The organism is Mesorhizobium sp. B4-1-1 (assembly GCF_006439375.1).
Lineage (GTDB): Bacteria > Pseudomonadota > Alphaproteobacteria > Rhizobiales > Rhizobiaceae > Mesorhizobium.
The window spans coordinates 15,439-36,965 of sequence record NZ_VFTH01000035.1; the positions used below are offsets into that span (position 1 = coordinate 15,439).

General features: G+C 64.6%; 25 protein-coding genes. 19 read left to right on the top strand and 6 right to left on the bottom strand.

What is annotated here, in order from left to right; translation table 11 throughout:
• Positions 1-123: 123 nt before the first annotated feature.
• The 7 genes from FJW10_RS28785 (at position 124) to FJW10_RS28815 (ending at position 5,465) form a co-directional block, all read left to right on the top strand.
• A complete protein-coding gene (locus FJW10_RS28785; RefSeq protein WP_140902578.1) occupies positions 124-624 on the top strand; it encodes a hypothetical protein in 501 nt (166 codons plus the stop codon).
• 218 nt (positions 625-842) lie between these two features.
• A complete protein-coding gene (gene sdhC / locus FJW10_RS28790) occupies positions 843-1,265 on the top strand; it encodes a succinate dehydrogenase, cytochrome b556 subunit (RefSeq protein ID WP_140902579.1) in 423 nt (140 codons plus the stop codon).
• The gene (gene sdhD / locus FJW10_RS28795) at positions 1,265-1,660 is read left to right on the top strand and encodes a succinate dehydrogenase, hydrophobic membrane anchor protein (protein WP_140646043.1); all 396 of its coding nucleotides are present in this window, start codon (positions 1,265-1,267) and stop codon (positions 1,658-1,660) included. Before sdhC ends, sdhD begins: the two co-directional genes overlap by 1 nt.
• Before the next feature lie 4 nt (positions 1,661-1,664).
• Complete coding sequence (gene sdhA, locus FJW10_RS28800; protein ID WP_140902580.1) at positions 1,665-3,500, top strand: succinate dehydrogenase flavoprotein subunit; 1,836 nt, start codon at positions 1,665-1,667, stop codon at positions 3,498-3,500.
• 2 nt (positions 3,501-3,502) lie between these two features.
• On the top strand, positions 3,503-3,937 hold the full coding sequence (locus tag FJW10_RS28805; RefSeq protein WP_140832512.1) for a DUF3052 family protein: 435 nt from the start codon (positions 3,503-3,505) through the stop codon (positions 3,935-3,937).
• A complete protein-coding gene (locus FJW10_RS28810) occupies positions 3,937-4,716 on the top strand; it encodes a succinate dehydrogenase iron-sulfur subunit (RefSeq protein WP_140646046.1) in 780 nt (259 codons plus the stop codon). The genes FJW10_RS28805 and FJW10_RS28810 overlap by 1 nt, the downstream gene beginning before the upstream one ends.
• A 113-nt stretch (positions 4,717-4,829) precedes the next feature.
• A complete protein-coding gene (locus tag FJW10_RS28815; RefSeq protein WP_140902581.1) occupies positions 4,830-5,465 on the top strand; it encodes a DUF480 domain-containing protein in 636 nt (211 codons plus the stop codon).
• 12 nt (positions 5,466-5,477) lie between these two features.
• Here the strand turns inward: FJW10_RS28815 and FJW10_RS28820 are convergent, their stop codons facing one another.
• Complete coding sequence (locus tag FJW10_RS28820) at positions 5,478-6,023, bottom strand: hypothetical protein (RefSeq protein ID WP_140902582.1); 546 nt, start codon at positions 6,021-6,023, stop codon at positions 5,478-5,480.
• Positions 6,017-6,430, bottom strand: coding sequence for a hypothetical protein (locus FJW10_RS28825; protein WP_181166909.1), 414 nt, complete (start codon positions 6,428-6,430; stop codon positions 6,017-6,019). The genes FJW10_RS28820 and FJW10_RS28825 overlap by 7 nt, the downstream gene beginning before the upstream one ends.
• A gap of 396 nt (positions 6,431-6,826) precedes the next feature.
• On the opposite strand from FJW10_RS28825, the gene FJW10_RS28835 reads away from it, so the two are divergent.
• Positions 6,827-7,792: an AraC family transcriptional regulator gene (locus FJW10_RS28835; RefSeq protein WP_140902583.1), complete on the top strand. Its 966-nt coding sequence runs from the start codon at positions 6,827-6,829 to the stop codon at positions 7,790-7,792.
• A 27-nt stretch (positions 7,793-7,819) separates the two neighbouring features.
• Here FJW10_RS28835 and FJW10_RS28840 read toward each other — a convergent pair whose 3' ends face one another.
• Entirely contained in the window at positions 7,820-8,245 is a 426-nt protein-coding gene (locus FJW10_RS28840; RefSeq protein ID WP_140785513.1) for an OsmC family protein, read from the bottom strand.
• Between the two features lie 100 nt (positions 8,246-8,345).
• Between FJW10_RS28840 and FJW10_RS28845 the strand changes: the two genes are divergently transcribed.
• The 3 genes from FJW10_RS28845 to FJW10_RS28855 all read left to right on the top strand — a co-directional run bounded on the left by FJW10_RS28845 (position 8,346) and on the right by FJW10_RS28855 (position 9,710).
• A complete protein-coding gene (locus FJW10_RS28845) occupies positions 8,346-8,678 on the top strand; it encodes a hypothetical protein (RefSeq protein ID WP_246674399.1) in 333 nt (110 codons plus the stop codon).
• Positions 8,675-9,031, top strand: a complete 357-nt coding sequence (locus FJW10_RS28850; RefSeq protein WP_140832527.1) for a YciI family protein — start codon at positions 8,675-8,677, stop codon at positions 9,029-9,031. The genes FJW10_RS28845 and FJW10_RS28850 overlap by 4 nt, the downstream gene beginning before the upstream one ends.
• Before the next feature lie 148 nt (positions 9,032-9,179).
• Positions 9,180-9,710: a hypothetical protein gene (locus FJW10_RS28855; protein ID WP_140902584.1), complete on the top strand. Its 531-nt coding sequence runs from the start codon at positions 9,180-9,182 to the stop codon at positions 9,708-9,710.
• Between the two features lie 120 nt (positions 9,711-9,830).
• Here the strand turns inward: FJW10_RS28855 and FJW10_RS28860 are convergent, their stop codons facing one another.
• On the bottom strand, positions 9,831-11,105 hold the full coding sequence (locus FJW10_RS28860; RefSeq protein WP_140902585.1) for a ubiquinone biosynthesis hydroxylase: 1,275 nt from the start codon (positions 11,103-11,105) through the stop codon (positions 9,831-9,833).
• A gap of 103 nt (positions 11,106-11,208) precedes the next feature.
• On the opposite strand from FJW10_RS28860, the gene tesB reads away from it, so the two are divergent.
• From tesB to xth, 7 genes are all read left to right on the top strand, one after another.
• Positions 11,209-12,072 (top strand): acyl-CoA thioesterase II, encoded by an 864-nt coding sequence (gene tesB / locus FJW10_RS28865; RefSeq protein ID WP_140646056.1) that lies wholly within the window; start codon positions 11,209-11,211, stop codon positions 12,070-12,072.
• A 247-nt stretch (positions 12,073-12,319) separates the two neighbouring features.
• Positions 12,320-12,658 (top strand): P-II family nitrogen regulator, encoded by a 339-nt coding sequence (locus FJW10_RS28870; RefSeq protein ID WP_006327120.1) that lies wholly within the window; start codon positions 12,320-12,322, stop codon positions 12,656-12,658.
• Positions 12,659-12,752: 94 nt separating this feature from the next.
• Entirely contained in the window at positions 12,753-14,030 is a 1,278-nt protein-coding gene (locus tag FJW10_RS28875) for an ammonium transporter (RefSeq protein WP_281405146.1), read from the top strand.
• 262 nt (positions 14,031-14,292) lie between these two features.
• Positions 14,293-14,568: a hypothetical protein gene (locus FJW10_RS28880; protein WP_140832539.1), complete on the top strand. Its 276-nt coding sequence runs from the start codon at positions 14,293-14,295 to the stop codon at positions 14,566-14,568.
• Between the two features lie 209 nt (positions 14,569-14,777).
• Complete coding sequence (locus FJW10_RS28885) at positions 14,778-17,456, top strand: DNA translocase FtsK (RefSeq protein ID WP_140902587.1); 2,679 nt, start codon at positions 14,778-14,780, stop codon at positions 17,454-17,456.
• 204 nt (positions 17,457-17,660) lie between these two features.
• Positions 17,661-18,329: an outer membrane lipoprotein carrier protein LolA gene (locus FJW10_RS28890; RefSeq protein ID WP_140832545.1), complete on the top strand. Its 669-nt coding sequence runs from the start codon at positions 17,661-17,663 to the stop codon at positions 18,327-18,329.
• A gap of 140 nt (positions 18,330-18,469) precedes the next feature.
• On the top strand, positions 18,470-19,276 hold the full coding sequence (gene xth, locus FJW10_RS28895; protein WP_140902588.1) for an exodeoxyribonuclease III: 807 nt from the start codon (positions 18,470-18,472) through the stop codon (positions 19,274-19,276).
• Between the two features lie 122 nt (positions 19,277-19,398).
• On the opposite strand, the gene FJW10_RS28900 is transcribed toward xth, so the two are convergent.
• The gene (locus FJW10_RS28900; protein ID WP_140902589.1) at positions 19,399-19,854 is read right to left on the bottom strand and encodes a cyclic nucleotide-binding domain-containing protein; all 456 of its coding nucleotides are present in this window, start codon (positions 19,852-19,854) and stop codon (positions 19,399-19,401) included.
• A 239-nt stretch (positions 19,855-20,093) separates the two neighbouring features.
• On the bottom strand, positions 20,094-20,777 hold the full coding sequence (locus FJW10_RS28905) for a response regulator transcription factor (RefSeq protein ID WP_040991447.1): 684 nt from the start codon (positions 20,775-20,777) through the stop codon (positions 20,094-20,096).
• A 147-nt stretch (positions 20,778-20,924) separates the two neighbouring features.
• On the opposite strand from FJW10_RS28905, the gene FJW10_RS28910 reads away from it, so the two are divergent.
• Positions 20,925-21,458 carry a L,D-transpeptidase gene (locus FJW10_RS28910; protein ID WP_246674400.1) on the top strand — a complete coding sequence of 178 codons (534 nt, stop codon included), beginning with the start codon at positions 20,925-20,927 and terminating at the stop codon, positions 21,456-21,458.
• Positions 21,459-21,527: the final 69 nt, after the last annotated feature.

A 21,527-nucleotide genomic window follows, 5' to 3' on the forward strand; every position in this document is an offset into this window, starting at 1 on the left:
GCAAGCGGCTATCTCTTTGTTTCGACGCAATTCCGGACGGAAGGCCACGGCGAAGGCGCCGAACCCAACCGTTCACACTTTTCCCGGAATTGCTGTAGGGTGCCGCGCACGAAAGGGCAGCCTATGAGCTTTGGCCACACGGTTCGGGTCTCGATCATCATCCCGCTGCTTCTCGCGGCCGCGGCCTGCGTGCCGCAGGACGGCGCGCCGAAGTCGGCCGATGCCGCACCGCCGCCGGCTTCGCCTGCGCCGACCCAGCAGCCCGCCGCGCCAGCGGCGACGTCGATACCGGCGATGCCTCCAGTACCTGCGGCAGCGTCGGTCCCGACAGCGGCCAAGACGTCCGCACCGCCAACCAAGATCGTCACCGACCTTACCGCGCCGCGGTCCGGAATCGGCACGGCCACCTACAGATGCGGCAATGGCGGCATGATCACCATCCAGAATCTGGGCAGCGCATTGCGCGTCATGCGGCCCGATGGCTCGGCCGAGGAGTTCGCCGCCTCGCCCGCCAACCAGAGCAGCCGCTACCAGGAAGCGGCGACGCATGACGCAATCGTGATCGACGGACGCGAGGCACTGGTGATGAAGAGGGGATCCACCCCGCAGTCGTGCAGAAGATAGGGCAGTTGTTGCACTGCAGCGAACGCTGCGCCGGCTTCTAACAATCGCTAATCGATTGAAGCGCGCGGCCTCCAATTTGTCAGACTAAATGATGTTTCCAAAACGATTTTCCGGCTTTGACGCGGTGCAAAAAGAGCATTAGAAACCGGCTGTCCGAAGCCATATATGAGGGCGGCAAACGCCGCATCGCGGCTCCAGGATGCCGAACTGGGGGAGCCATGAGCAAATCACCAGCCACCCGCGCAATTGCCAGACGCGAACGACCGCTCTCGCCGCATCTGACGATCTACCGGCCGCCGATCACGATGACGATGTCGATCATCCATCGCATCACCGGCGGCGCGCTCTATTTCGGGACGCTGTTGGTGGCGGCATGGCTGATCGCGGCTTCGAGCTCGCAGGCCGCCTTCGACTGGGTCAACTGGGCCTTCGGCTCCTGGCTCGGCCGGCTGGTTCTGTTCGGCTACACGTGGGCGCTGATGCACCACATGCTGGGCGGGTTGCGCCACCTCGTCTGGGACACCGGCGCGGGACTGGAAAAGCACACCGCGTCGAAGATCGCCTGGGCGACGCTCGCCGGTTCGATCGTGCTGACGCTGCTGATCTGGATCGCCGGCTACATGGCGCGGGGAGCTTTCTGATGAGCGCGAACAATTCGGACATGCGCACGCCGCTGGCGAGAGTCCGCGGCCTCGGTTCGGCCCGCGAAGGCACCGGGCATTTCTGGCGGCAGCGGCTGACCGCCATCGCCAACATTCCTTTGATCCTGTTCTTCGTCGGCTTCCTGATCGCGATCAACGGCCATGACTACGCGGATGTGCGGGCGGCGCTTGCGAACCCGTTCGTGGTGGTCATGCTCGGGCTGGTGCTGATCTCGCCGCTTTACCACATGCGCATCGGCATGCAGGTGATCATCGAGGATTACGTGCATGGCGAAGGCCTGAGGTTGGCGCTGATCGCGCTCAACACCTTCTTCTGCGTGGCAGTCGGCGTCGCTTCGCTGTTTGCCCTGCTCAAACTCGCATTCGGAGGCTGACGTCTTGGCCAACGCAAATACAGCCAACACGGCTTCCGCCTACACTTTTGTCGACCATAAATTCGACGTCGTGATCGTCGGCGCCGGCGGCGCCGGCCTGCGCGCCACGCTCGGCATGGCCGAGCAGGGGCTGCGCACCGCCTGCATCACCAAAGTGTTTCCGACGCGTTCGCACACGGTGGCCGCGCAAGGCGGCATCGCCGCCTCGCTGTCCAACATGGGTCCCGATTCCTGGCAGTGGCACATGTACGACACCGTCAAGGGCTCGGACTGGCTCGGCGACGTCGACGCCATGGAATACATGGTGCGCGAGGCGCCGGCCGCCGTCTACGAGCTCGAGCATTACGGCGTGCCGTTCTCGCGCACCGAGGAAGGCAAGATCTACCAGCGGCCATTCGGCGGCCACATGATGAACTATGGCGACGGTCCGCCGGTGCAGCGCACCTGTGCGGCCGCCGACCGCACCGGCCACGCCATCCTGCACACGCTCTACGGCCAGTCGCTGAAGAACAACGCGCAGTTCTTCATCGAGTATTTCGCGCTCGACCTGATCATGGAGCCGGACGGCACCTGCACCGGCGTCGTCGCCTGGAACCTCGATGACGGCACCATCCACCGCTTCTCGGCCAAGATGGTGGTGCTGGCGACCGGCGGCTATGGCCGCGCCTATTTCTCCGCCACCTCGGCGCATACCTGCACCGGCGACGGCGGCGGCATGGCAGCCAGAGCCGGGCTGCCGCTGCAGGACATGGAGTTCGTGCAGTTCCATCCGACCGGCATCTACGGCGCCGGCTGCCTCATCACCGAAGGCGCGCGCGGCGAAGGCGGCTATCTCGTCAATTCCGAGGGCGAGCGCTTCATGGAGCGCTACGCGCCGTCGGCCAAGGACCTCGCCTCGCGCGACGTCGTCTCGCGCTGCATGACGCTGGAGATCCGCGAGGGCCGCGGCGTCGGCAAGAACAAGGACCACATCTTCCTGCATCTCGACCATCTCGACCCGGCCGTGCTGCATGAGCGGCTGCCGGGTATTTCGGAATCGGCCAAGATCTTTGCCGGCGTCGACCTCACCAAGGAGCCGATCCCGGTGTTGCCGACGGTGCACTACAATATGGGCGGCGTGCCGACCAATTACTGGGGCGAGGTGCTCAACCCGACGGTCGAGCATCCCGACCGCGTGTCGCCTGGCCTGATGGCCGTCGGCGAGGCCGGCTGCGCTTCGGTGCACGGGGCCAACCGGCTTGGCTCGAACTCGCTGATCGACCTCGTCGTCTTTGGGCGGGCGGCGGCCATCCGCGCCGGCCAGGTGATCGACCGCAAATCGGCGATCCCGTCGCCCAACGAAGCTTCGGTCGAAAAGATCATGGAGCGCTTCGACAGGCTGCGCCACGCCAACGGCTCGACGCCGACGGCGGTGCTCCGCGAGAGAATGCAGCGCGCCATGCAGGAAGACGCCGCCGTGTTCCGCACGCAGGAATCGCTCGAGAACGGCTGCAAGCGCATTTCGGAACTCTGGGGCGAGCTCAAGAACATCAAGGTCACCGACCGCTCGATGATCTGGAATTCCGACCTCGTCGAGACGCTGGAGCTGGAAAACCTGATGGCCAACGCCATCACCACGGTCTACGGCGCCGAGGCGCGCAAGGAGAGCCGCGGCGCGCACGCGCGCGAGGATTTCGACAAGCGCGACGACGCCAACTGGCGCAAGCATACGCTGGCTCATCTGAGCGAAGACGGCAAGGTGACGCTGACCTACCGGCCGGTGCACACCGAGCCGCTGCTGGCGGAAAAGGACGGCGGCATCAGCCTGGCCAAGATCGCGCCGAAGGCGCGGGTGTATTGACCATGGCATTGGCGACCACGGGATATTCCGGCACGCCCCTTCCGGCCAAGCTCGGCCTGAGGGACGGCATGGTCGCCGCCTTCATTGCGCTGCCTCCGGAGCTCGACGAGCTGACCGAGGCGGTGTCCTTTGCCGGCGTCGATCGGCTGTCCAAATGGTCGGCGATCTCGGGCCGCCGGAAATACGATGCCGTGCATGCCTTCACCCGGCAGCGCGCCGAGATCGAGGACGGCTTGGCCCACATCGAGACGGCGATCAAGCGCGACGGCATGGTCTGGGTTTCCTGGCCGAAGAAGGCATCGAAAGTGCCGACCGACGTCACCGAGGACGTCATCCGGTCGGAGGCGCTGAAGCGCGACCTGGTCGACGTCAAGGTCGCCGCCGTGAACGAAATCTGGTCCGGGCTGAAGCTCGTCATCCGAAAGGACCGCAAGTAATGGTCGAACTCACGCTTCCCAGGAATTCGAAGGTCCAGCAAGGCAAGACCTGGCCGAAGCCGGAAGGCGCCACGAACCTGCGCGAATACCGCATCTATCGCTGGTCGCCGGACGACGACGAGAACCCGCGCATGGACACCTATTTCGTCGACATGGACGATTGCGGGCCGATGGTTCTCGACGCGTTGTTGTGGATCAAGAACAAGATCGACCCGACGCTGACCTTGCGCCGCTCCTGCCGCGAAGGCATCTGCGGTTCCTGCGCCATGAATATCGACGGCTCGAACACGCTGGCCTGCACCAAGGGCGCCGAGGACATTTCGGGCGCGGTGAAGGTCTATCCGCTGCCGCACATGGCTGTGATCAAGGACCTGGTGCCCGACCTCACCAATTTCTATGCCCAGCACGCTTCGATCCAGCCCTGGCTGCAGACGGTCTCGCCGACGCCCGCCAAGGAATGGCTGCAGAGCCACGAGGACCGCGAGAAGCTCGACGGGCTCTACGAGTGCATCCTGTGCGCTTGCTGCTCGACGTCGTGCCCGAGCTACTGGTGGAACGGCGATCGTTATCTCGGCCCGGCCACCCTATTGCAGGCCTATCGCTGGCTGATCGACAGCCGCGACGAGGCGACGGGCGAACGGCTCGACAATCTGGAAGACCCGTTCCGGCTCTATCGCTGCCACACCATCATGAACTGCGCGCAGACCTGCCCGAAGGGACTCAATCCCGCCAAGGCGATTGCCGAGATCAAGAAGATGATGGTGGAGAGAAGGGTCTGAGGCGAAAAGGGTTTGGTGACAGCAACCGCTAGGTCGCGATCCTTCGCAACCCCCTCTGTCCTGCCGGACAGAGGGGGTTGCTGTCCCTCCAGCCTGAAAGGATAGGCAACTCAATGAGCGAAGATCTCCCCATCCTCTCTCCCACCGAAGCCCGCGTGCTCGGCTCGCTGATCGAGAAGAAGGAGCTGACGCCGGACGTCTATCCGCTGACGCTCAACGGCGCGCACCAGGCCGCCAACCAGAAGACGGCGCGCGAGCCGGTGATGGCGCTGGAACTCACCGAAATCCGGCGGGCGCTGAGCTCGCTCGAGCAGAAGGGCCTGGTGCGCCAGGCCTTCGCCTCGCGCGTCGAGCGCTACGAGCATCTGATGGCGCAGCGCTTTTCGCTGACGACGCCGCAGATCGCGGTGATTGGCCTCTTGCTTCTGCGCGGCGCGCAGACCGCGCATGAGCTTCTGGCCCGCTCGGAGCGCATGGCGCGCGTCGCCTCGATCGAGGAGCTGCGCGACAATCTCGACCTGATGATCGGCCGCCGTCCGCCGCTGATCCAATTGCTCGAACGCGCCCCCGGGCAGCGCGAGGAGCGCTATGTTCATTTGCTGAGCGGGCCGGTGGAAGCGGCAGCGGTGACGGCTCCGTGGCAGCCGGCAGCGACATCTTCGGATAGCGATCTCGAAGCGCGCGTGAAGGCGCTCGAGGAAGAGGTCGCGGCACTGCGCGCGAAGATCGACGCGCTGGGCGCCGGATAACAACCCGGCGTATCACCTCCTGTTGTAGATGCCGCTGGCCTCGCCCGTAGGGTCGACGAGCTTCAGTTCCCCTTCATCCAATTGCCAGCTGAACGAAACCGGCTTCAGGTCTTCAGCGCCAAGTTTCCAGTTTCCGGTGAGGTCCGGCCGGCAGCCATTGAACGATTTGTAGGTTCCCGATTTCGGCGTAAGCACCAGCGTGGAACCGTCCGCTCTTGCCGTGCCGGCCATAGACCTCAGCGACTGAACCTGACCGCAGCCTTCGACCAGCGAGGACTGAAACAGGCTGTATTCGGCACGCCCGCCGACGCCGAATGTGAAGGTAATGCTGCCGCCGCTGCCCGGCGCGCAGTCGCCGAGCGGGTCGCAATACTGGCCGGTTGCGGCCGCAAAACTCCACTGGCCTACGAGCGCCACCGGTATCGGGCTGCGATGCGAGCGGATCGTCGGCCCGATTCCCTGGCCGAAGCCGTCGGTGGCTGCCAAGGCCAACGATCCCGCCAGCGCAGCCAGGCCAACAAGCCTCGCCCGCCCCAAACGCGAAAGGCCGGTCAGCATCCTTTGCTCGCCACAAGCTGTTTCAAATAGGTGAGCCGGGTGGAGATGACCTGGTTGGCGATGGCCATCTTGCCGGCAGGCGCCATGCCGCCATATTTCTTTGCCGCCGGGCGCGCGCCTTGAGCCGCCGCATAGTTCGCCGTCAATTGACGCAATTCCGCGCAGGACATGCCGGCATATTTGGCCTGCTCCTGCGGCGTGATGACACCCGCCTGCGACGCGGCCGCGGAATCGGCGGCCGCCATGGTGCCGAGGCCGATCGCCGCCGAAAGCGGGTTCAACCCGCCGCCGCCGGCCATGGCGCCGACCGCGCCCATCGCAAGGCCGGCCCCCTGAGGGCTTGTGCAGCCGGCGAGAACGAAAAGGCCGACAAGCGACGATATCGGAAAGACAGGTCTCGCGGTCATGGCCGGCGCTCGCCAAGGCGAGGCGGCAGTTTCAGGTCGCGATGGTCGGCTGCGCCTTTGCCGAGCGCGAGAGACAAAAGATAGACGCGAGGATTGAAGCCGGCTGACGACAATTGAGACAGCGTCTTGAACAGTTGCAGGTGATACATCGAACCCCCTTCGATTGTTTCGGAATGCGCTGCCGGCTTTGCCGAAGCGCGCCGCAAACTAGGCGAGGCCGGCGAGGGGCAGCTTGGACGAGGCGGCCCTTAAAGCGGCCAAAACGGCCCTGTATTGACGTTTCGGGAACCTCGGCGCATATCAGCGCGCCTCTGGAGCCGGTTCGTCCACAGCGGGAACCGGCCTCCAAAATTGGCGATGGCCCCGCGGGCCATCCGTCAGAGGCAGGGGGTGCGGATGACTGCGGCAAGGGGGCCGTCGGCTTCGTTCAGGCTGGTCACGGACATGGTCCCGGAGCGGGATCGTGTCGAGGTCATGCGCGAGGTCTATGGCCGCACGGTGCTGAAGGTCGATCTCGATCCGCTCGACCCGACGCATGTCGATATGCGGGTGCGCGCGCTGCCGGGGCTGGGCATCGCTACGGGCACCTGCTCGGCATTCCGGGTCTATCATTCGACGAGGCTGATCGACAGCGACGATCTTGTCCTGCTCGCGGCGCTGGACGGCGCAAGCGTGATGAAGCATCGCGGCCGTGAGGAGCCGGTCGGCGGCGGCCACGCGCTGATGATGAGCGGTGAAGAAGTCGGCCTCAACGTCATCCAGCCGGGCGGCATCCGCTTCGTCAATATGAGCTTTTCCCTCAAACAGCTTTCGCCGCTGATCGGCGATCCCGCGGTCGCGCTGATGCGGCCGCTACCGACCGGCACCGGAGCGATGCGGCTGCTGATCGACTATGTCCATTCGGTCCAGGATGCGGGCGACGGGCTCAGCCCGGAAGAGCTGCATGTGGCGACAACGCATATCTTCGATCTGGCGGCGCTTGCCATCGGTGGGACGAGGGACGCGGTGGAAATCGCGCGCGGGCGCGGCGCACGAGTGGCGCGGCTGCGTGCCATCAAGGCAGACATCATCGCCAGAGGCGGCGACCTTTCGGCCGAGGAGGTCGCCAGGCGCCACCGGCTTTCCACGCGCTATGTGCGCAAGTTGTTCGAAAGCGACGGCACGTCTTTGTCGGAGTTCATGCTGCGCCAGCGCCTGCTGCACGCGCATCGCATGCTCTGCGATCCGCGCAACGCCGGGCGCAGCATCACCGCGATCGCGTTCGAGGCCGGCTTCAACGACCTCTCCTATTTCAACCGGGCGTTCCGGCGCCGCTATGACGCGACGCCCTCGGATGTCCGTGCCGCCGCCCTCAAGGATTGACCGCCGAGGGCGACGCCGTTTCCCGTCTCACCCCAATTTCGCGTCCAACGACACCTTGATGGCGCCTAACGCCTTCGACACCGGGCATTCGGCCTTGGCCTTCTCGGCCAGCTCCTTGAATTTCGCCGCGTCGATGCCCGGCACCTTGCCGACAAGGGTGATGGCGCTGCCGGTGATGCCGGTGCCGGGCACCAGCGTCACCACCGCCTTGGCGTCGAGCTCGGCGGCCGGCGTGCCGTTCTCGGCCAGGAAGTGGGACAGCTGCATGGCGTAGCAGCCGGCATGGGCAGCGGCGATCAGCTCTTCCGGATTGGTGCCGGACTTGCCGCTCTCATCCTCGAAACGCGCCTTGAACGAATAGGGCGTGCCCTTCAAGGTGCCGCTCTGGGTGTCGAGCGTGCCTTTGCCCTCTTTCAGATTGCCTTTCCAGACGGCGTTTGCGGTGCGGTCCATGAATTCCTCCTGGTCTGTCGGGGTTTGCGCCGGCAGGGCGCCGGCGTTCCCGGGAACTATAGCGCGGGCGGGCCGGAAGACCATCCATGGCCTGGTATGATTGTGGTCGCGCGACGCGCTTCGAAAATTCTCCAAAAAAACGCGTGCAAAAATGTCGACTTCCCGTCTGCCCGACCGTCCTGCGGGCGGCCATTCGCGGCCAATGGAGGTTGAGGTGGACAATCTGTTTCTTGCGGTCTGGGGACGGCCGGGGCGAAAAGGCCGGCGACTCGAAGAGTTCTGGCTGGATCCGCCGGCGCCCGGCTTCGGCCGGCTGGCGGCGGCAATCGCCATCATCGGCGTCGCGGCATGCCTGCTCGACCATGCGGTGACGGCAAGCAAAACCGACACCGTCGCCCCCTATACGTCATCAACGAAAGGAAGCTCGAAATGAAATATGTCCTGCTGGTCTATGGCGAGGAAAAGGACCTTTTCGCGCTCACCCCGAGGGAATCGGCCAAGCTCGATGCCGATTCGCTCGCCTATGACAGGGAGCTCGACCGGCAAGGCAAGCTGATCGTCGCGCAGGCGCTGCAACCGGTGAAGATGTCGAAGTCGCTCAGGCGGCGCCAAGGCAAACGGCTGGTGACCGACGGCCCCTTCGCCGAAACCAAGGAGCAACTGCTGGGTTTCGTCATGGTCGAGGCCGCGGATCTTGCCGAGGCGCTCGACATTGCGGCCAAGATCCCGCTGGCGGAGCTCGGTACGGTCGAAATCAGGGCGATCTACGACATACCGGGGTCATAAGCCGCCGGTCATGGCACGACGCGCCGGTCGAAGCTGTCTCTTGCGGGAAACATCTTCAGGATTTCTCGCCGCCGCAACTGTCGCGTGTTGAAGCAGGGCCGCGCTTCTCTTATCGTCTATCGTCGCCGCGATTTCGGGGGAATTCGGCATGCCTTTCCTGATCGCCATCCTCGGCCTGCTCGGAGCGGCCGCCATCTGGTGGTACCGGCTGAAATATATGAGCGACGCCGCGCGCGAGGTCGCCGATGTCGTCGGACGCGTCCAGGGCAACATCCGCCGCAAGAAATTGCGCAACCAGGCCGCGCTTTCGCCGCTGACGGCGATCGACGATCCGGTGGTGGCGGCGGCGACGCTGATCACCGCGATCGTCTCCGAGCACGGCCCGGTCCTGCCGCAGCGCGAGGCGATCATCCGCGAGGTGATCGCGCGGATCGCCGACAGCCCGAAGAAGACCGACGAGGCGGTCGTCTACGCCAAATGGGCCGCCACGCAGGTCGACGACACGACGATCGTCATCGACAAGCTGGCGCCGTTTTTGCGCGAGCGCCTCGATCCGCATGAACGGGACGATCTGCTCACGATGCTGGACCGCATCGCGCAAGGCGGCGAGCGAAGCCTAAGGATCGCCGACCAGCGGATGCTGAGGTTAAGGCAGAAGCTGGGGTTTGAAGTGAACTAAGCCGAAGCTGCGGCGGTCGGATCGACTGCCTTCATGATTGGCCGAAACGCCTCTCGCTTCGTCATTCCATGGCGAGCAAGGAGCGAAGCGACGCGGCGGCCTACGCCAATCGGCAAGCGCTCAGATCGCCTCGCCCTTCAACAGCCGTGGGGTTTCGCCGGACAGGCCCGAAGCCTGGCGGATGAAGAACTCTTTCAGCCTCGGCATGCGCTCGACCAGCCCGAGGCCAAGGTCGCGCGCGGCACGCAGCGGGCCGATGTCGTTGGAGAACAGCCGGTTCAAAACGTCGGTGGTGACGCCCATCTGCAGCGTGTCGAAGCGGCGCCATTGCTGGTAGCGCTCGAGCACGTCGAGCGCGCCGATGTCCTGGCCGAGCCGGTCGGCCTCGACCACGACCTCGGCCAGGGCCGCGACATCCTTGAAGCCGAGATTGAGGCCCTGACCGGCGATCGGGTGGATGCCGTGCGCGGCGTCGCCGGCCAGCGCGAAGCGCGGCGCGACGAAGGCGCGGGCGAGCGTCAGGCCGAGCGGCCAGGCGCGCGGCTTGTCGGCGACGCTTATTTCGCCGAGCTTCAGGCCGAAGCGCTGCTCCAGATCGTGCTCGAAGACGAACTCGTCGCCGTCGACCAGCGCCTTGGCATCCTGCGTGCGCTCCACCCAGACGATCGACGAACGGTTGGTGCCATCCTTGTCCGGCTTCAGCGGCAGCGTCGCGAAGGGGCCGGCCGGCAGGAAATGTTCTTCGGCGCGGCCGTTGTGCGGGCGCTCATGCGCCACCGTGCAGACGATGCCGGACTGGCCGTATTCCCATTTGACGGTCTTGATGCCGGCCATGTCGCGCAATTTCGAATTGACGCCGTCGGCGGCGACCAGCAGCCGCGCCTTCAGCGCGGCGCCGTCGGCCAGATGCACGGTGATGCCGGCGCCGTTCACATCGAAGGCGCTGACCGCCATGCCTTCGATGATGTCGATGCCGAGCTTTTCGGCGCGCCGTCGAAGCGCGCCGTTCAAGCCGCGGTTGGCGACCATGTGGGCGAAGGGCTCGCCGGGCGCAACCTCGCCGTCGAAGGTCAGGAACACCGGACGCACTGGGTCGGCCGTGCGCGAATCGGTGATGATCATTTCGGTGATCGCCTGTGCTTCCGGCGCGATCTCTTCCCAGACGCCAAGCTGCTCCAGCATGCGGCTGGCCGCCGCCGCTATGGCCGAGGCGCGGCCGTCGCGCTGCCAGACGCCGGTGGGCGCCGCGTCGACGACGGCGATGGCGAGGCCCGGCCGCGCCTGCTTCAGCGACACGGCCGCGGTGAGGCCGACATAGCCGGCGCCGGCGATGAGCACGTCCAGAGCCTCGCGCTTCCCATCGGCTCCTGCTCCGTCCGGCTTGCGGTCGACCATGGCATCATCCTTTCACGGCTTCGGCCGGCCGCCGCTTGCGGCCTTGACTGCCCGCACGTCCTGTCCGAAACCGGCCATGGCACATCCTCGAAGGATTTCAAACATGACAGCGGCCATGGACGAGCTTCTCGACATTCTCGACCTCGAACAGCTCGAACACAATCTGTATCGTGGTCGCAGCCCCAAGGTCGACTGGCAACGTGTCTTCGGCGGCCAGACCATCGCCCAGGCGCTGGTAGCCGCGCAGCGTACCGTCGAGCCCGAACGCCATGTGCATTCGCTGCACGGCTATTTCATGCGGCCGGGCGACACCAAGCTGCCGATCGTCTACGAGGTCGACCGCATCCGCGACGGCGGCTCCTTCACCACGCGCCGGGTCGTTGCGATCCAGCACGGCCAGGCGATCTTCTCGCTGGAGGCTTCCTTCCAGCAGGACGAGGTCGGGCTCGAACACCAGCTGCCGATGCCGCGCGACGTGCCGGCGCCCGACACGTTGCTCACCCAGCGCGAGCTGCTCGGCAAGTTCGGCGAGGCGGTTCCGGAAGGCATCAGGCGCTACTGGGAGCGCGACCGGCCGATCGAGATGAAGCCGGTGATGCTGAAGCACTATACGAGCCGCGAGAAGCTGGAGCCGCAGCAGAACATCTGGATCCGCACCACCGGCCCGGTGCCGGAAAACCGCGCGACGCAGGCGGCCGTGCTCGCCTACCTCTCCGACATGACGCTGCTCGACACCTCGACCTTCGCGCATGGCCGCGCCATTTTCGACCGCGACATCCAGGCCGCCAGCCTCGACCACGCCATGTGGTTCCACCGCAGCCATTCGCTGGACGACTGGATCCTCTACAACCAGGACAGTCCGTCGACCCAAGGGTCGCGCGGCTTCACCCGCGGCTCGCTGTTCGCGCGGGATGGAACGCTGATCGCCTCGGTTGCCCAGGAAGGCCTCATCCGGCTCAAACGCTGAGCCGGCTTCCGGTTCAAGCCTACTTAATAGGCATTTTCCGAATTTTGCCCATTTTTTGATCCGCCAGATCGACGAGCTCCCGCACAAACAGTGTGCGCGGGTCACTCGTTCCCTTTGTTTACAACAAGTTAACGCCCTGCTTCGGCAATTGGCACGGAGCTTGAATCCTGCCGAGCACTCTCCGGCTCCTCGGGATCGGTGAAGGTGTGCAAACGCGGGGGACCGCAACAGCAAAGGGTGAAACCTTATGAAAATCGTGATGGCAATCATCAAGCCGTTCAAGCTCGACGAGGTGCGCGAAGCGCTCACCGCCGTCGGCATCCAGGGCCTGACCGTCACCGAGGTCAAAGGCTACGGGCGTCAGAAGGGGCATACCGAAATCTATCGCGGCGCGGAATACGCGGTCAGCTTCCTGCCCAAGATCAAGATCGAGGTCGCCGTCGGCGCCGACATGGTCGACAAGGCCGTCGAAGCCATCACCGCGGCCGCCAAGACCGGTCAGATCGGCGACGGCAAGATCTTCGTCTTCGGCATCGACCAGGCGGTGCGCATCCGCACCGGCGAAACAGACACCGACGCGCTCTAGGCGGCGACCATCCATTCCAACGGAGAGTTCAATGAATATTCCTTCCACCTTGAAGACGACGGGACGCACGGCCGCTTCGCTCGCGCTCGTGGCCATGAGCACCGTCGCCGCCATCGCGCAGGAAGCCGCCCCGGCAGCACCCGCCGCGCCGGCGCCGGCGCTCGACACCGGCAACACCGCCTGGATGCTCACCTCGACGGCGCTGGTGCTGATGATGACCATCCCGGGCCTGGCGCTGTTCTACGGCGGCATGGTGCGTAAGAAGAACGTGCTCGCCACCATCATGCAGAGCTTCGCCATCACCTGCCTGGTGACCGTACTGTGGTTCATGTTCGGCTATTCGCTGGCCTTCACGACCAATGACTCCGCCAGCTTGAATGCCTATATCGGCGGCTTCTCGCGGTTCTTCCACCATGGCATCACCGTCTCGACGCTCTGGCTGCCGGGTGTCTCGAACATCCCCGAGTTCGTCTTCTCGATGTTCCAGATGACCTTCGCCATCATCACGCCGGCACTGATCGCCGGCGCCTTCGCCGAGCGTATGAAATTCTCGGCGCTGCTTATCTTCATGGGCTTGTGGCTGGTCTTCGTCTATGCGCCGATCGCGCACTGGGTGTGGGGCGGCGGCTTCCTTGGCGCGGCGGGCGTGCTCGACTTCGCCGGCGGCACGGTCGTCCACATCAACGCCGGTGTCGCGGGCCTGGTCTGCGCGCTGGTTCTCGGAAAACGCGAAGGCTACGGCACCACCAACATGGCGCCGCACAATCTGGTCTATTCCGTCATCGGCGCTTCGCTGCTGTGGGTCGGCTGGTTCGGCTTCAACGCCGGTTCGGAACTCGCCGCCGACGGGCTCGCGGGTGCCGCCATGATGAACACGCAGGTCGCCACCGCCGCCGCGGCGCTGGCCTGGATGTTCGCCGAATGGATCGTCGCCAAGAAGCCTTCGGTTCTGGGCATCATCTCGGGCGCCGTCGCCGGTCTCGTCGCGGTGACGCCGGCTTCCGGCTTCGTCAACCCGACCGGCGCCTTCATCGTCGGCATCATCGCCGGCGTGGTCTGCTACCTCTCGGCGGTCAAGCTCAAGCATGCGTTCGGCTATGACGACTCGCTCGACGCCTTCGGCGTCCACGGCGTCGGCGGCATCGTCGGCGCGCTGCTCACCGGCGCGCTCGCCGATCCGGCCATCAACGCCCTCGGCAAGGATGCTTCGGTAGGCAAGCAGTTCTACGGCATCGTCTTCACCATCCTGTGGACGGCGATCGCTACCTTCGTGATCCTCTACATCGTCAAGGCCCTGGTCGGCCTGCGTCCGTCGACCCAGGAAGAGGTGGAAGGCCTCGACGTCACCCAGCACGGCGAAGTGGTGCCGTAAGGCCGTCTTCGTTAGGGGCCGGCGGATCCTCCCGCCGGCCCGAATTCCTCCCAAGATCCCGTCGTGACGCTCCCGAAAGGGGCTCACGCCTTGAGGCCCGGGACAACGTTCCGGGCCTCCTTTTTTGTTTGGCGCCTGCCAAGCGAAGTTTCGATCACATTCACTTGATCGAACTTGCGTGAAACATCGACCCTCCAGATTCCGTAATGGGATAGCGAGCGTCATCCAGGCGCCCGCCAAACAAGAGGGAAGGAATCAACTGATGAACTTCAAGAACATCTTCCTGGGAGCAATGGCTCTTTCGATGATCAGCGGCGTTGCACTTGCCGGCGCTCTCGATGAGCCGGCCAACATGGACCCGTTCTTCACCGATTCCAGCATGAAGACCATGAAGCCTGAGGCCGACTTCAAAGCAGCCTGGGCGGCGATGCCCAAGGACAAGCAGGACATGATGATGAAGGAATGCCAGGACGCGGCGATGAGCAAGCCTCACGCCGAGTTCTGCGGCAATCTGGTAACCTACGTCGGCAACAGGTGATCTGCGGCAGGTCGGGTCCGGAAGGGCCCGATCGTTTCGTCATTTCAAGGCACAGGGTGGCGGGCCGCGAGGCCTGCCATCTTTGTTCGAGCTGAAGCCCGGTAAATGGCCATGGTTAATGCGGCCTTAACCTTCCCCCCGATAGTCTGGCGTTCGAATCTGCCGGAATGCGCCATGCGCCCGGCCAGGCAACGATCACGGGGAAGAGCATGCGTTCAGGCGCCTCAGCACCGCTCGCGCTGACCGATACGGGGCACGGCATCCAGGCATTCGCGCGGCGTCAGGTCGGGCGGCTGGTCGGCGCCGGGCTGTTCCTGTTCACCGCCTTCGGCATTGCGGCCTTAGCCACATGGAACGTCGCCGATCCGAGCTTCTCGCACGCCACCAGCAATGTCGTCACCAACGCCATGGGTTATGCCGGCGCGGTGTTCTCCGACCTCGCCATGCAGTTCTTCGGCCTTGCCGCCGTCGCCGGGCTGGTGCCGGCGGTGATCTGGGGCTTCCTTTTGTTTTCCGCGCGCGGCGTCGACAAATTGCCGAGGCGTGGCTTCGCCTGGTTCGGCTTCGCGCTTCTCGCCGCGGCCATCGTCGGCTGCGTGACGCCGCCCAACACCTGGCCGCTGCCGACCGGGCTCGGCGGCGTGTTCGGCGACATGGTGCTGAAAATCCCGGGCATCGCAGTCGGCGGTTACCCGAAAGGGCTTTTCGCCAGCATCATAGCGGTCATCCTCGCCGCGCCGATGTTGTGGCTGTTCGCCTATGGCTCAGCGCTGATCGCGCGCAAGAACGGCTTTGCCGTCATGGAGCGCGCCGCCCGGCCCGATCCGCGCGAGCAGGACGAGATGTTGTTCGACGATGATGAGGATGAGGGCGACGAAGGCATCCTCGCGCTCGGCGCCGTCACCCATTGGTGGCTGTCGTTCCGCGCCTTCCTGCATCGCCGCGCCGAGCGGCGCAGGCGCGAGCGCGACGAATTCGAACCGCCAATGGAACCGAAAGCCAGCGCCTGGCGACGCGCCGCCGAGCGGGTCGAATCGGCCGAGTTCGCCGAGGCCCGCATGAGCCCCGGCGGTCGCGCCCGAGTCGAGCCGGAATTCTTCGCCGCCATGGTCAATGATCGCACCGCTTCGGTTGACCCGGTCGATGAAGACATTTTCGGCGACGAGGATGACGAAGGCGTCGGCTTTGACGATTTCGACGACGAAGGACCAGCCCGGCGCCGCGCCGGGCCGGGCGCCAAGGTGCAGAATTTCCGCTCCGATGCGGCGACCCGCGTCGCCGCGCCGGCGGCGCGACCCGTGCCGGGCGGGCGCGTCCAGCGCGAGGCGCAGACCTCGCTGATCGGTTCCGACACGTTCGAGATGCCATCGCTGCATTTCCTGTCCGAGCCGAAGAACGTCGCCAAGGATCCAAGCCTGTCGAAGGACGCGCTGGAGCAGAACGCGCGCCTGCTCGAAGGCGTGCTGGAGGATTTCGGCGTCAAGGGCGAGATCATCCATGTCCGTCCCGGTCCCGTCGTCACGCTCTACGAGCTGGAGCCGGCGCCCGGCATCAAGTCCTCGCGCGTCATCGGCCTTTCCGACGATATCGCCCGTTCGATGAGCGCGATCGCCTGCCGCGTCGCCGTCGTGCCCGGCCGCAACGCCATCGGCATCGAGCTGCCCAACGCCAAGCGCGAGACGGTCTATCTCAGAGAGATCATGGCCAGCCGCGATTTCGAGACGACCAAGGCGAAGCTGGCGCTGGCGCTGGGCAAGACCATCAATGGCGAGGCGGTCATCGTCGACATCGCCAAGATGCCGCACGTGCTGGTCGCCGGCACCACCGGCTCGGGCAAGTCGGTCGCCATCAACACCATGATCCTGTCGCTGCTCTACCGGCTGACGCCGCAGGAATGCCGGCTGATCATGATCGACCCGAAGATGCTCGAACTCTCGGTCTATGACGGCATCCCGCATCTGCTGACGCCGGTCGTCACCGACCCCAAGAAGGCGGTCGTCGCGCTGAAATGGACGGTGCGCGAGATGGAGGACCGCTACCGCAAGATGTCCAAGGTCGGCGTGCGCAACATCGACGGCTTCAACGCCCGCGTCCAACAGGCCGAGAAGAAGGGCGAGAAGATCTCGCGCACGGTGCAAACCGGTTTCGACCGCCAGACCGGCGAGGCGATCTACGAGACCGAGGATCTCGATCTCGAGCCGATGCCCTATATCGTGGTCATCATCGATGAGATGGCCGACCTGATGATGGTGGCCGGCAAGGACATCGAGGGCGCGGTGCAGCGGCTGGCGCAGATGGCGCGCGCGGCCGGCATCCATGTCATCATGGCGACGCAGCGCCCGTCGGTCGACGTCATCACCGGCACCATCAAGGCCAATTTCCCGACCCGCATCTCCTTCCAGGTGACGTCGAAGATCGACAGCCGCACCATCCTTGGCGAGCAGGGCGCCGAGCAGCTGCTCGGCATGGGCGACATGCTCTACATGGCCGGCGGCGGCCGCATCCAGCGCGTGCACGGCCCGTTCGTGTCGGACGACGAGGTCGAGAAGGTCGTTGGGCATCTGAAGCTGCAGGGCGTGCCGGAATATCTCGACGCCATCACCGAGGACGACGAGGACGAGGACGAGGACGGTCCGTCGGGCAAGGGTGGCTCCGGCGGCGGTGGCGGCGGCAATTTCGAGGATTCCGACGATCCATACGACCAGGCGGTGGCGGTGGTGCTGCGCGACGGCAAGGCCTCGACCAGCTACATCCAGCGCAGGCTCGGCATCGGCTACAACCGCGCCGCCTCGATCATCGAGAAGATGGAGAAGGAAGGCATTGTCGGCCCGGCCAACCATGCCGGCAAACGCGAGATTCTGGTGCCGACCGAAGAGGACAAGTTCTAGGGCTATAGAAATCCAGGCGAGGCCGGCCTGGCCCGGATCTCGACAAACCCTGGCCGGCCAGACGCCAGCCCGGGTCAGCAAGCAACCGGAAATCGTCTGGCGCGTTCAATGCGACGGGCTGTGGACCTGCCGCGCACCCGCCAAACTTAAGCCCCAGTGGGAGTCCAGAAACTGCGGCAACACGAATCACAGGAAGCGACCGGCATGAAGACCCAGACAGAATTCGCCATCACCCGCCGCCAGGTCCTCGGCCTCGGCCTGATGCTTGGCGGAGTCGCCGCTCTCAACCTCGTCCCGGGCTACCAGCTCGTGGCCGCGGCGCAGGCCGCCGTGCCGCCGGCGGCGCAGAAGATCGCCGACCATTTCTCCTCAGTGAAGTCGATGAGCGGCGAGTTCGTCCAGTTCGGCCCGAAAGGCGAGCAGACCGGCGGCAAGTTCTTCCTCGAACGCCCGGGCAAGATCCGCTTCAACTATGACGGTTCCTCGAACTTCCGCGTCATCTCCGACGGCAAGTCGGTGGTGATCCTCAACAAGAAGCTCAACACCTCCGACCTCTATCCGCTGTCGAAGACGCCGCTGAAGCTGCTGCTCGACGACCGGATCGATCTCTCCGGCGGGCGCGTCAAGGCCATCAAGGAAGAGGACGACCTGACCACCATCAAGCTTTCCGACAAGTCGGTCTTCGGCAATGCGATGATCACCATGATGTTCGACCCGAAGACCTATGATCTGCGCCAGTGGACGATCACCGATGCTCAAGGCAAGGACACCACGGTGATGATCTTCAACACCAAGGAAGGCGTCAGCTTCCCGCCGGACACGTTTGCCATCGACTATACCGCGAACCGCGAGCTGAATACGAAAACCAGATAAGCTCTTCCTCCCCGTTTACGAGGAGAGGCCCGGCAGAGCGAAGAGGGGTAGCGCTGACCTCGACCGTTGTCGCTTAGCTTGTTTTTGTCGCGCTTGGCTGGCACTAGTGCGGCGACTTTCGCCGTCCTGGACTCCGCCGCATGCCCTTCACCATCGCCACCTGGAACATCAACTCCGTGCGCCTGCGCATGCCGATCGTCGAGCGGCTCCTGAAAGAGCACGCGCCCGACGTGCTGTGCCTGCAGGAGACCAAGGTTCCCGACGAGCTGTTCCCGGAAAAAGCCTTCCGCAAGGCGGGCTACGAGCACATCCTGTTCCACGGCCAGAAGGGTTATCACGGCGTCGCCACCGTCGCCCGCCGTCCTATCGAGCTGGTCGAAAAGCGGCGGTTCTGCGAGATCGACGACAGCCGGCATCTGTCGGTCAGGGTACGGGCGGGCGGCAAGTCGGTGGTGGTCCACAATTTCTACGTGCCGGCCGGCGGCGACGAGCCGGACCCGGAGATCAACCGCAAATTCCGGCACAAGCTCGATTTCGTCCATGAGATGAACGGCATGCCGGCGTGCCAGGACGAGCTCTCCGCGTCGATCCTGGTCGGCGACCTGAACATCGCGCCGCAGGAGCATGACGTCTGGTCGCACAAGCAATTGCTCAACGTCGTCAGCCATACGCCGGTCGAGACGACAAATTTCGAGGCGATGCGCGAGGCCGGCGGCTGGGTCGACCTGATGCGGCTCAACGTGCCCGCCGAGCAGAAACTCTACACCTGGTGGAGCTACCGCGCAAAGGACTGGGAAGCCTCCAACAGGGGGCGCAGGCTCGATCACGTGTGGTCGTCAGCCAATCTGGTGCCGAGCTTCACCGGCTACGAGATCCTGCAGGCGGCGCGCGGCTGGGAGAAGCCGTCCGATCATGTGCCGGTTATTGCACGGTTCGACCTGGATTAGCGTGGGACGGCGGGAGGGGAGGCGCCTGCCTTTGCGGTCGTCATTCTTGGGTCCTGCGCGCGTCGCTTCGCTCCTTGCTCCGCCTTAGAATGACGAAGGCGCTCTCTGGCCGACGCCTACCGCTACCCCGTAAACCGCGGCGCCAGTTCCTCGATTCGGGCGATCATCTGCTGAAATTCCTCCAGGATGCGCGCGTGCAGTTGCATGGCGAGGTCCGGATACTCCTCCAGGATGCGGCGGAACATCTTGCGGCTCAACCGGATGACTTCCGAATCGATCGCCGCGGAAGCGCTGGTCAGCCGCCTGGTGTCGGCGATCAGGGCCAACTCGCTCAGCATCGCGCCCGGGCCAGCCGTGCCGATCGGGACGCGCTCGCCGCCCTGCTCGCGGTAGAGCGCGATGCGGCCTTTGACCACGATATAGGCGGAGTCGGCCTCGTCATCCTCGAGATAGAGCTTGCGGTCGGCCTGCAGCAGGGTGGTCTCGGCGCCGAAGGCGAGCAGGCGCAGTTGTTCCTGCGTAAAGCCCTGGAAAAGCTTCACGCTGGACAGTATGTGGATGTCGTCATCCAGCGCCATCCTAGCTGTGTCCCCGAGCGGTCAGTCCAGTCCCTCCTTTGGAGCGGCGCGCCCTCTTGGGCGCGCGAAACGCTCCACCGTGCATCGTGCGATGCGTGCAACGAGCCGATCCATCACCCTCCAGCGCCAGGATCGTACCCGAAGCGGTCCCGCCCGACCGCTCATTCGGTTTGTTTTAGCGCAATTCCGGACGGAAAACCGCCTCACACTTTCCTGGAATTGCTCTAGATCATGAATGTTTAAGGAACCAGCTTGTAGCCGCCGCTTTCTGTCACAAGAATTTCGGCATTGGAAGGATCGCGCTCGATCTTCTGGCGCAACCGATAGACATGGGTCTCCAGCGTGTGCGTGGTGACGCCGGAATTGTAGCCCCAGACCTCTTCCAGCAGCACGTCGCGCGTCACCACCTTCTGGTCGGCGCGGTAGAGATACTTGATGATCGAGGCTTCCTTTTCGGTCAGCCGCACCTTGGCGCCACGCGGATCGATCAGCAGCTTCTGGCTGGGCTTGAATGTATAGGGGCCGACGGAGAAGGTCGCATCCTCGCTCTGCTCATGCTGGCGAAGCTGGGCGCGGATGCGCGCGAGCAGCACGGCGAAGCGGAAAGGCTTGGTCACATAATCGTTGGCACCGGCCTCGAGACCCAGAATCGTGTCGGAGTCGGTGTCATGGCCGGTCAGCATGATGATCGGCGCCTTGTAGCCGCCCTTGCGCAGGATTTTCACTGCCTCGCGGCCATCCATGTCGGGCAGGCCGACATCCATGATAAGCAGGTCGACGACGCCGCCGCGCGCCGCGGCAACGCCTTTTGCGGCGGTCGATTCCTGCTGGACGTCGAATTCTTCGTAGAGCGCCAGTTGCTCGACCAGGGTGGCGCGCAGGTCGTCGTCGTCATCGACGATCAGGATGGTGCGTGATGTCATGGATCAATCCGTTGTTTTAAAAAGAATATTCAGTTGACCTCCCCCCATTTATGCGGAAGCTCACCGGCGCAACAGCCGATCACAGTGATTTGTTCCGTGACACAATCATACAAGAAAAAACGCGCGCGCAATGAGGCGGCCGCATTTTTGCCCAAAGCCTTGCGTGTTTTGGTCGTTCGCGCACGGCCCGGCAATCCGGCGCAGGGGTTCCTGCAGGCCGGCAAGACGGTGTTTCCCTGCGCTTTGGGGCGCGGCGGCATCACCGCCAACAAGCATGAAGGGGACGGCGCGACGCCGTTGGCGTCGATGCGCATCCTGTCAGGCTATTATCGGGGCGATCATTTCGCGGGCGGGCGCAGGACGAGGCTGCCGATGGCCCCGATCGGTCCGGATCTCGGCTGGTGCGAGGTGCCGGACGACCGCAATTACAATCGGCCGGTTAAGATCCCCTATGGCGCGAGCCATGAGCGGATGAAGCGCGGCGACCGGCTCTACGATGTCTGCCTGGTGCTCGACTGGAACATCGCGCCGCGCCGGCGCGGGCGTGGCAGCGCGATCTTCTTCCATCTGGCCCGGCCGGGTTTCACGCCGACGCAAGGGTGTGTGGCGGTGACGGCGCGGACCATGACGAGGCTGCTTCCTTTGTTGTCGGACAGGACGGTGGTGCGGGTAGTTAGATAGGCAGTAGGCAGTAGGCAGTAGGCAGTAGGCAGTAGGCAGTAGGCAGTAGGCAGTAGGAAGTAGGCATAA

Excerpts from the sequence above, each read along its gene's own strand:
- FJW10_RS28785 (WP_140902578.1), top strand. The coding sequence starts at position 124 with ATGAGCTTTGGCCACACGGTTCGGGTCTCGATCATCATCCCGCTGCTT.
- sdhC (WP_140902579.1), top strand. The coding sequence starts at position 843 with ATGAGCAAATCACCAGCCACCCGCGCAATTGCCAGACGCGAACGACCG.
- sdhD (WP_140646043.1), top strand. The coding sequence starts at position 1,265 with ATGAGCGCGAACAATTCGGACATGCGCACGCCGCTGGCGAGAGTCCGC.
- FJW10_RS28805 (WP_140832512.1), top strand. The coding sequence starts at position 3,503 with ATGGCATTGGCGACCACGGGATATTCCGGCACGCCCCTTCCGGCCAAG.
- FJW10_RS28810 (WP_140646046.1), top strand. The coding sequence starts at position 3,937 with ATGGTCGAACTCACGCTTCCCAGGAATTCGAAGGTCCAGCAAGGCAAG.
- FJW10_RS28815 (WP_140902581.1), top strand. The coding sequence starts at position 4,830 with ATGAGCGAAGATCTCCCCATCCTCTCTCCCACCGAAGCCCGCGTGCTC.
- FJW10_RS28820 (WP_140902582.1), bottom strand. The coding sequence starts at position 6,023 with ATGCTGACCGGCCTTTCGCGTTTGGGGCGGGCGAGGCTTGTTGGCCTG.
- FJW10_RS28825 (WP_181166909.1), bottom strand. The coding sequence starts at position 6,430 with ATGACCGCGAGACCTGTCTTTCCGATATCGTCGCTTGTCGGCCTTTTC.
- FJW10_RS28835 (WP_140902583.1), top strand. The coding sequence starts at position 6,827 with ATGACTGCGGCAAGGGGGCCGTCGGCTTCGTTCAGGCTGGTCACGGAC.
- FJW10_RS28840 (WP_140785513.1), bottom strand. The coding sequence starts at position 8,245 with ATGGACCGCACCGCAAACGCCGTCTGGAAAGGCAATCTGAAAGAGGGC.
- FJW10_RS28850 (WP_140832527.1), top strand. The coding sequence starts at position 8,675 with ATGAAATATGTCCTGCTGGTCTATGGCGAGGAAAAGGACCTTTTCGCG.
- FJW10_RS28855 (WP_140902584.1), top strand. The coding sequence starts at position 9,180 with ATGCCTTTCCTGATCGCCATCCTCGGCCTGCTCGGAGCGGCCGCCATC.
- FJW10_RS28860 (WP_140902585.1), bottom strand. The coding sequence starts at position 11,105 with ATGGTCGACCGCAAGCCGGACGGAGCAGGAGCCGATGGGAAGCGCGAG.
- tesB (WP_140646056.1), top strand. The coding sequence starts at position 11,209 with ATGACAGCGGCCATGGACGAGCTTCTCGACATTCTCGACCTCGAACAG.
- FJW10_RS28870 (WP_006327120.1), top strand. The coding sequence starts at position 12,320 with ATGAAAATCGTGATGGCAATCATCAAGCCGTTCAAGCTCGACGAGGTG.
- FJW10_RS28875 (WP_281405146.1), top strand. The coding sequence starts at position 12,753 with ATGAGCACCGTCGCCGCCATCGCGCAGGAAGCCGCCCCGGCAGCACCC.
- FJW10_RS28880 (WP_140832539.1), top strand. The coding sequence starts at position 14,293 with ATGAACTTCAAGAACATCTTCCTGGGAGCAATGGCTCTTTCGATGATC.
- FJW10_RS28885 (WP_140902587.1), top strand. The coding sequence starts at position 14,778 with ATGCGTTCAGGCGCCTCAGCACCGCTCGCGCTGACCGATACGGGGCAC.
- FJW10_RS28890 (WP_140832545.1), top strand. The coding sequence starts at position 17,661 with ATGAAGACCCAGACAGAATTCGCCATCACCCGCCGCCAGGTCCTCGGC.
- xth (WP_140902588.1), top strand. The coding sequence starts at position 18,470 with ATGCCCTTCACCATCGCCACCTGGAACATCAACTCCGTGCGCCTGCGC.
- FJW10_RS28900 (WP_140902589.1), bottom strand. The coding sequence starts at position 19,854 with ATGGCGCTGGATGACGACATCCACATACTGTCCAGCGTGAAGCTTTTC.
- FJW10_RS28905 (WP_040991447.1), bottom strand. The coding sequence starts at position 20,777 with ATGACATCACGCACCATCCTGATCGTCGATGACGACGACGACCTGCGC.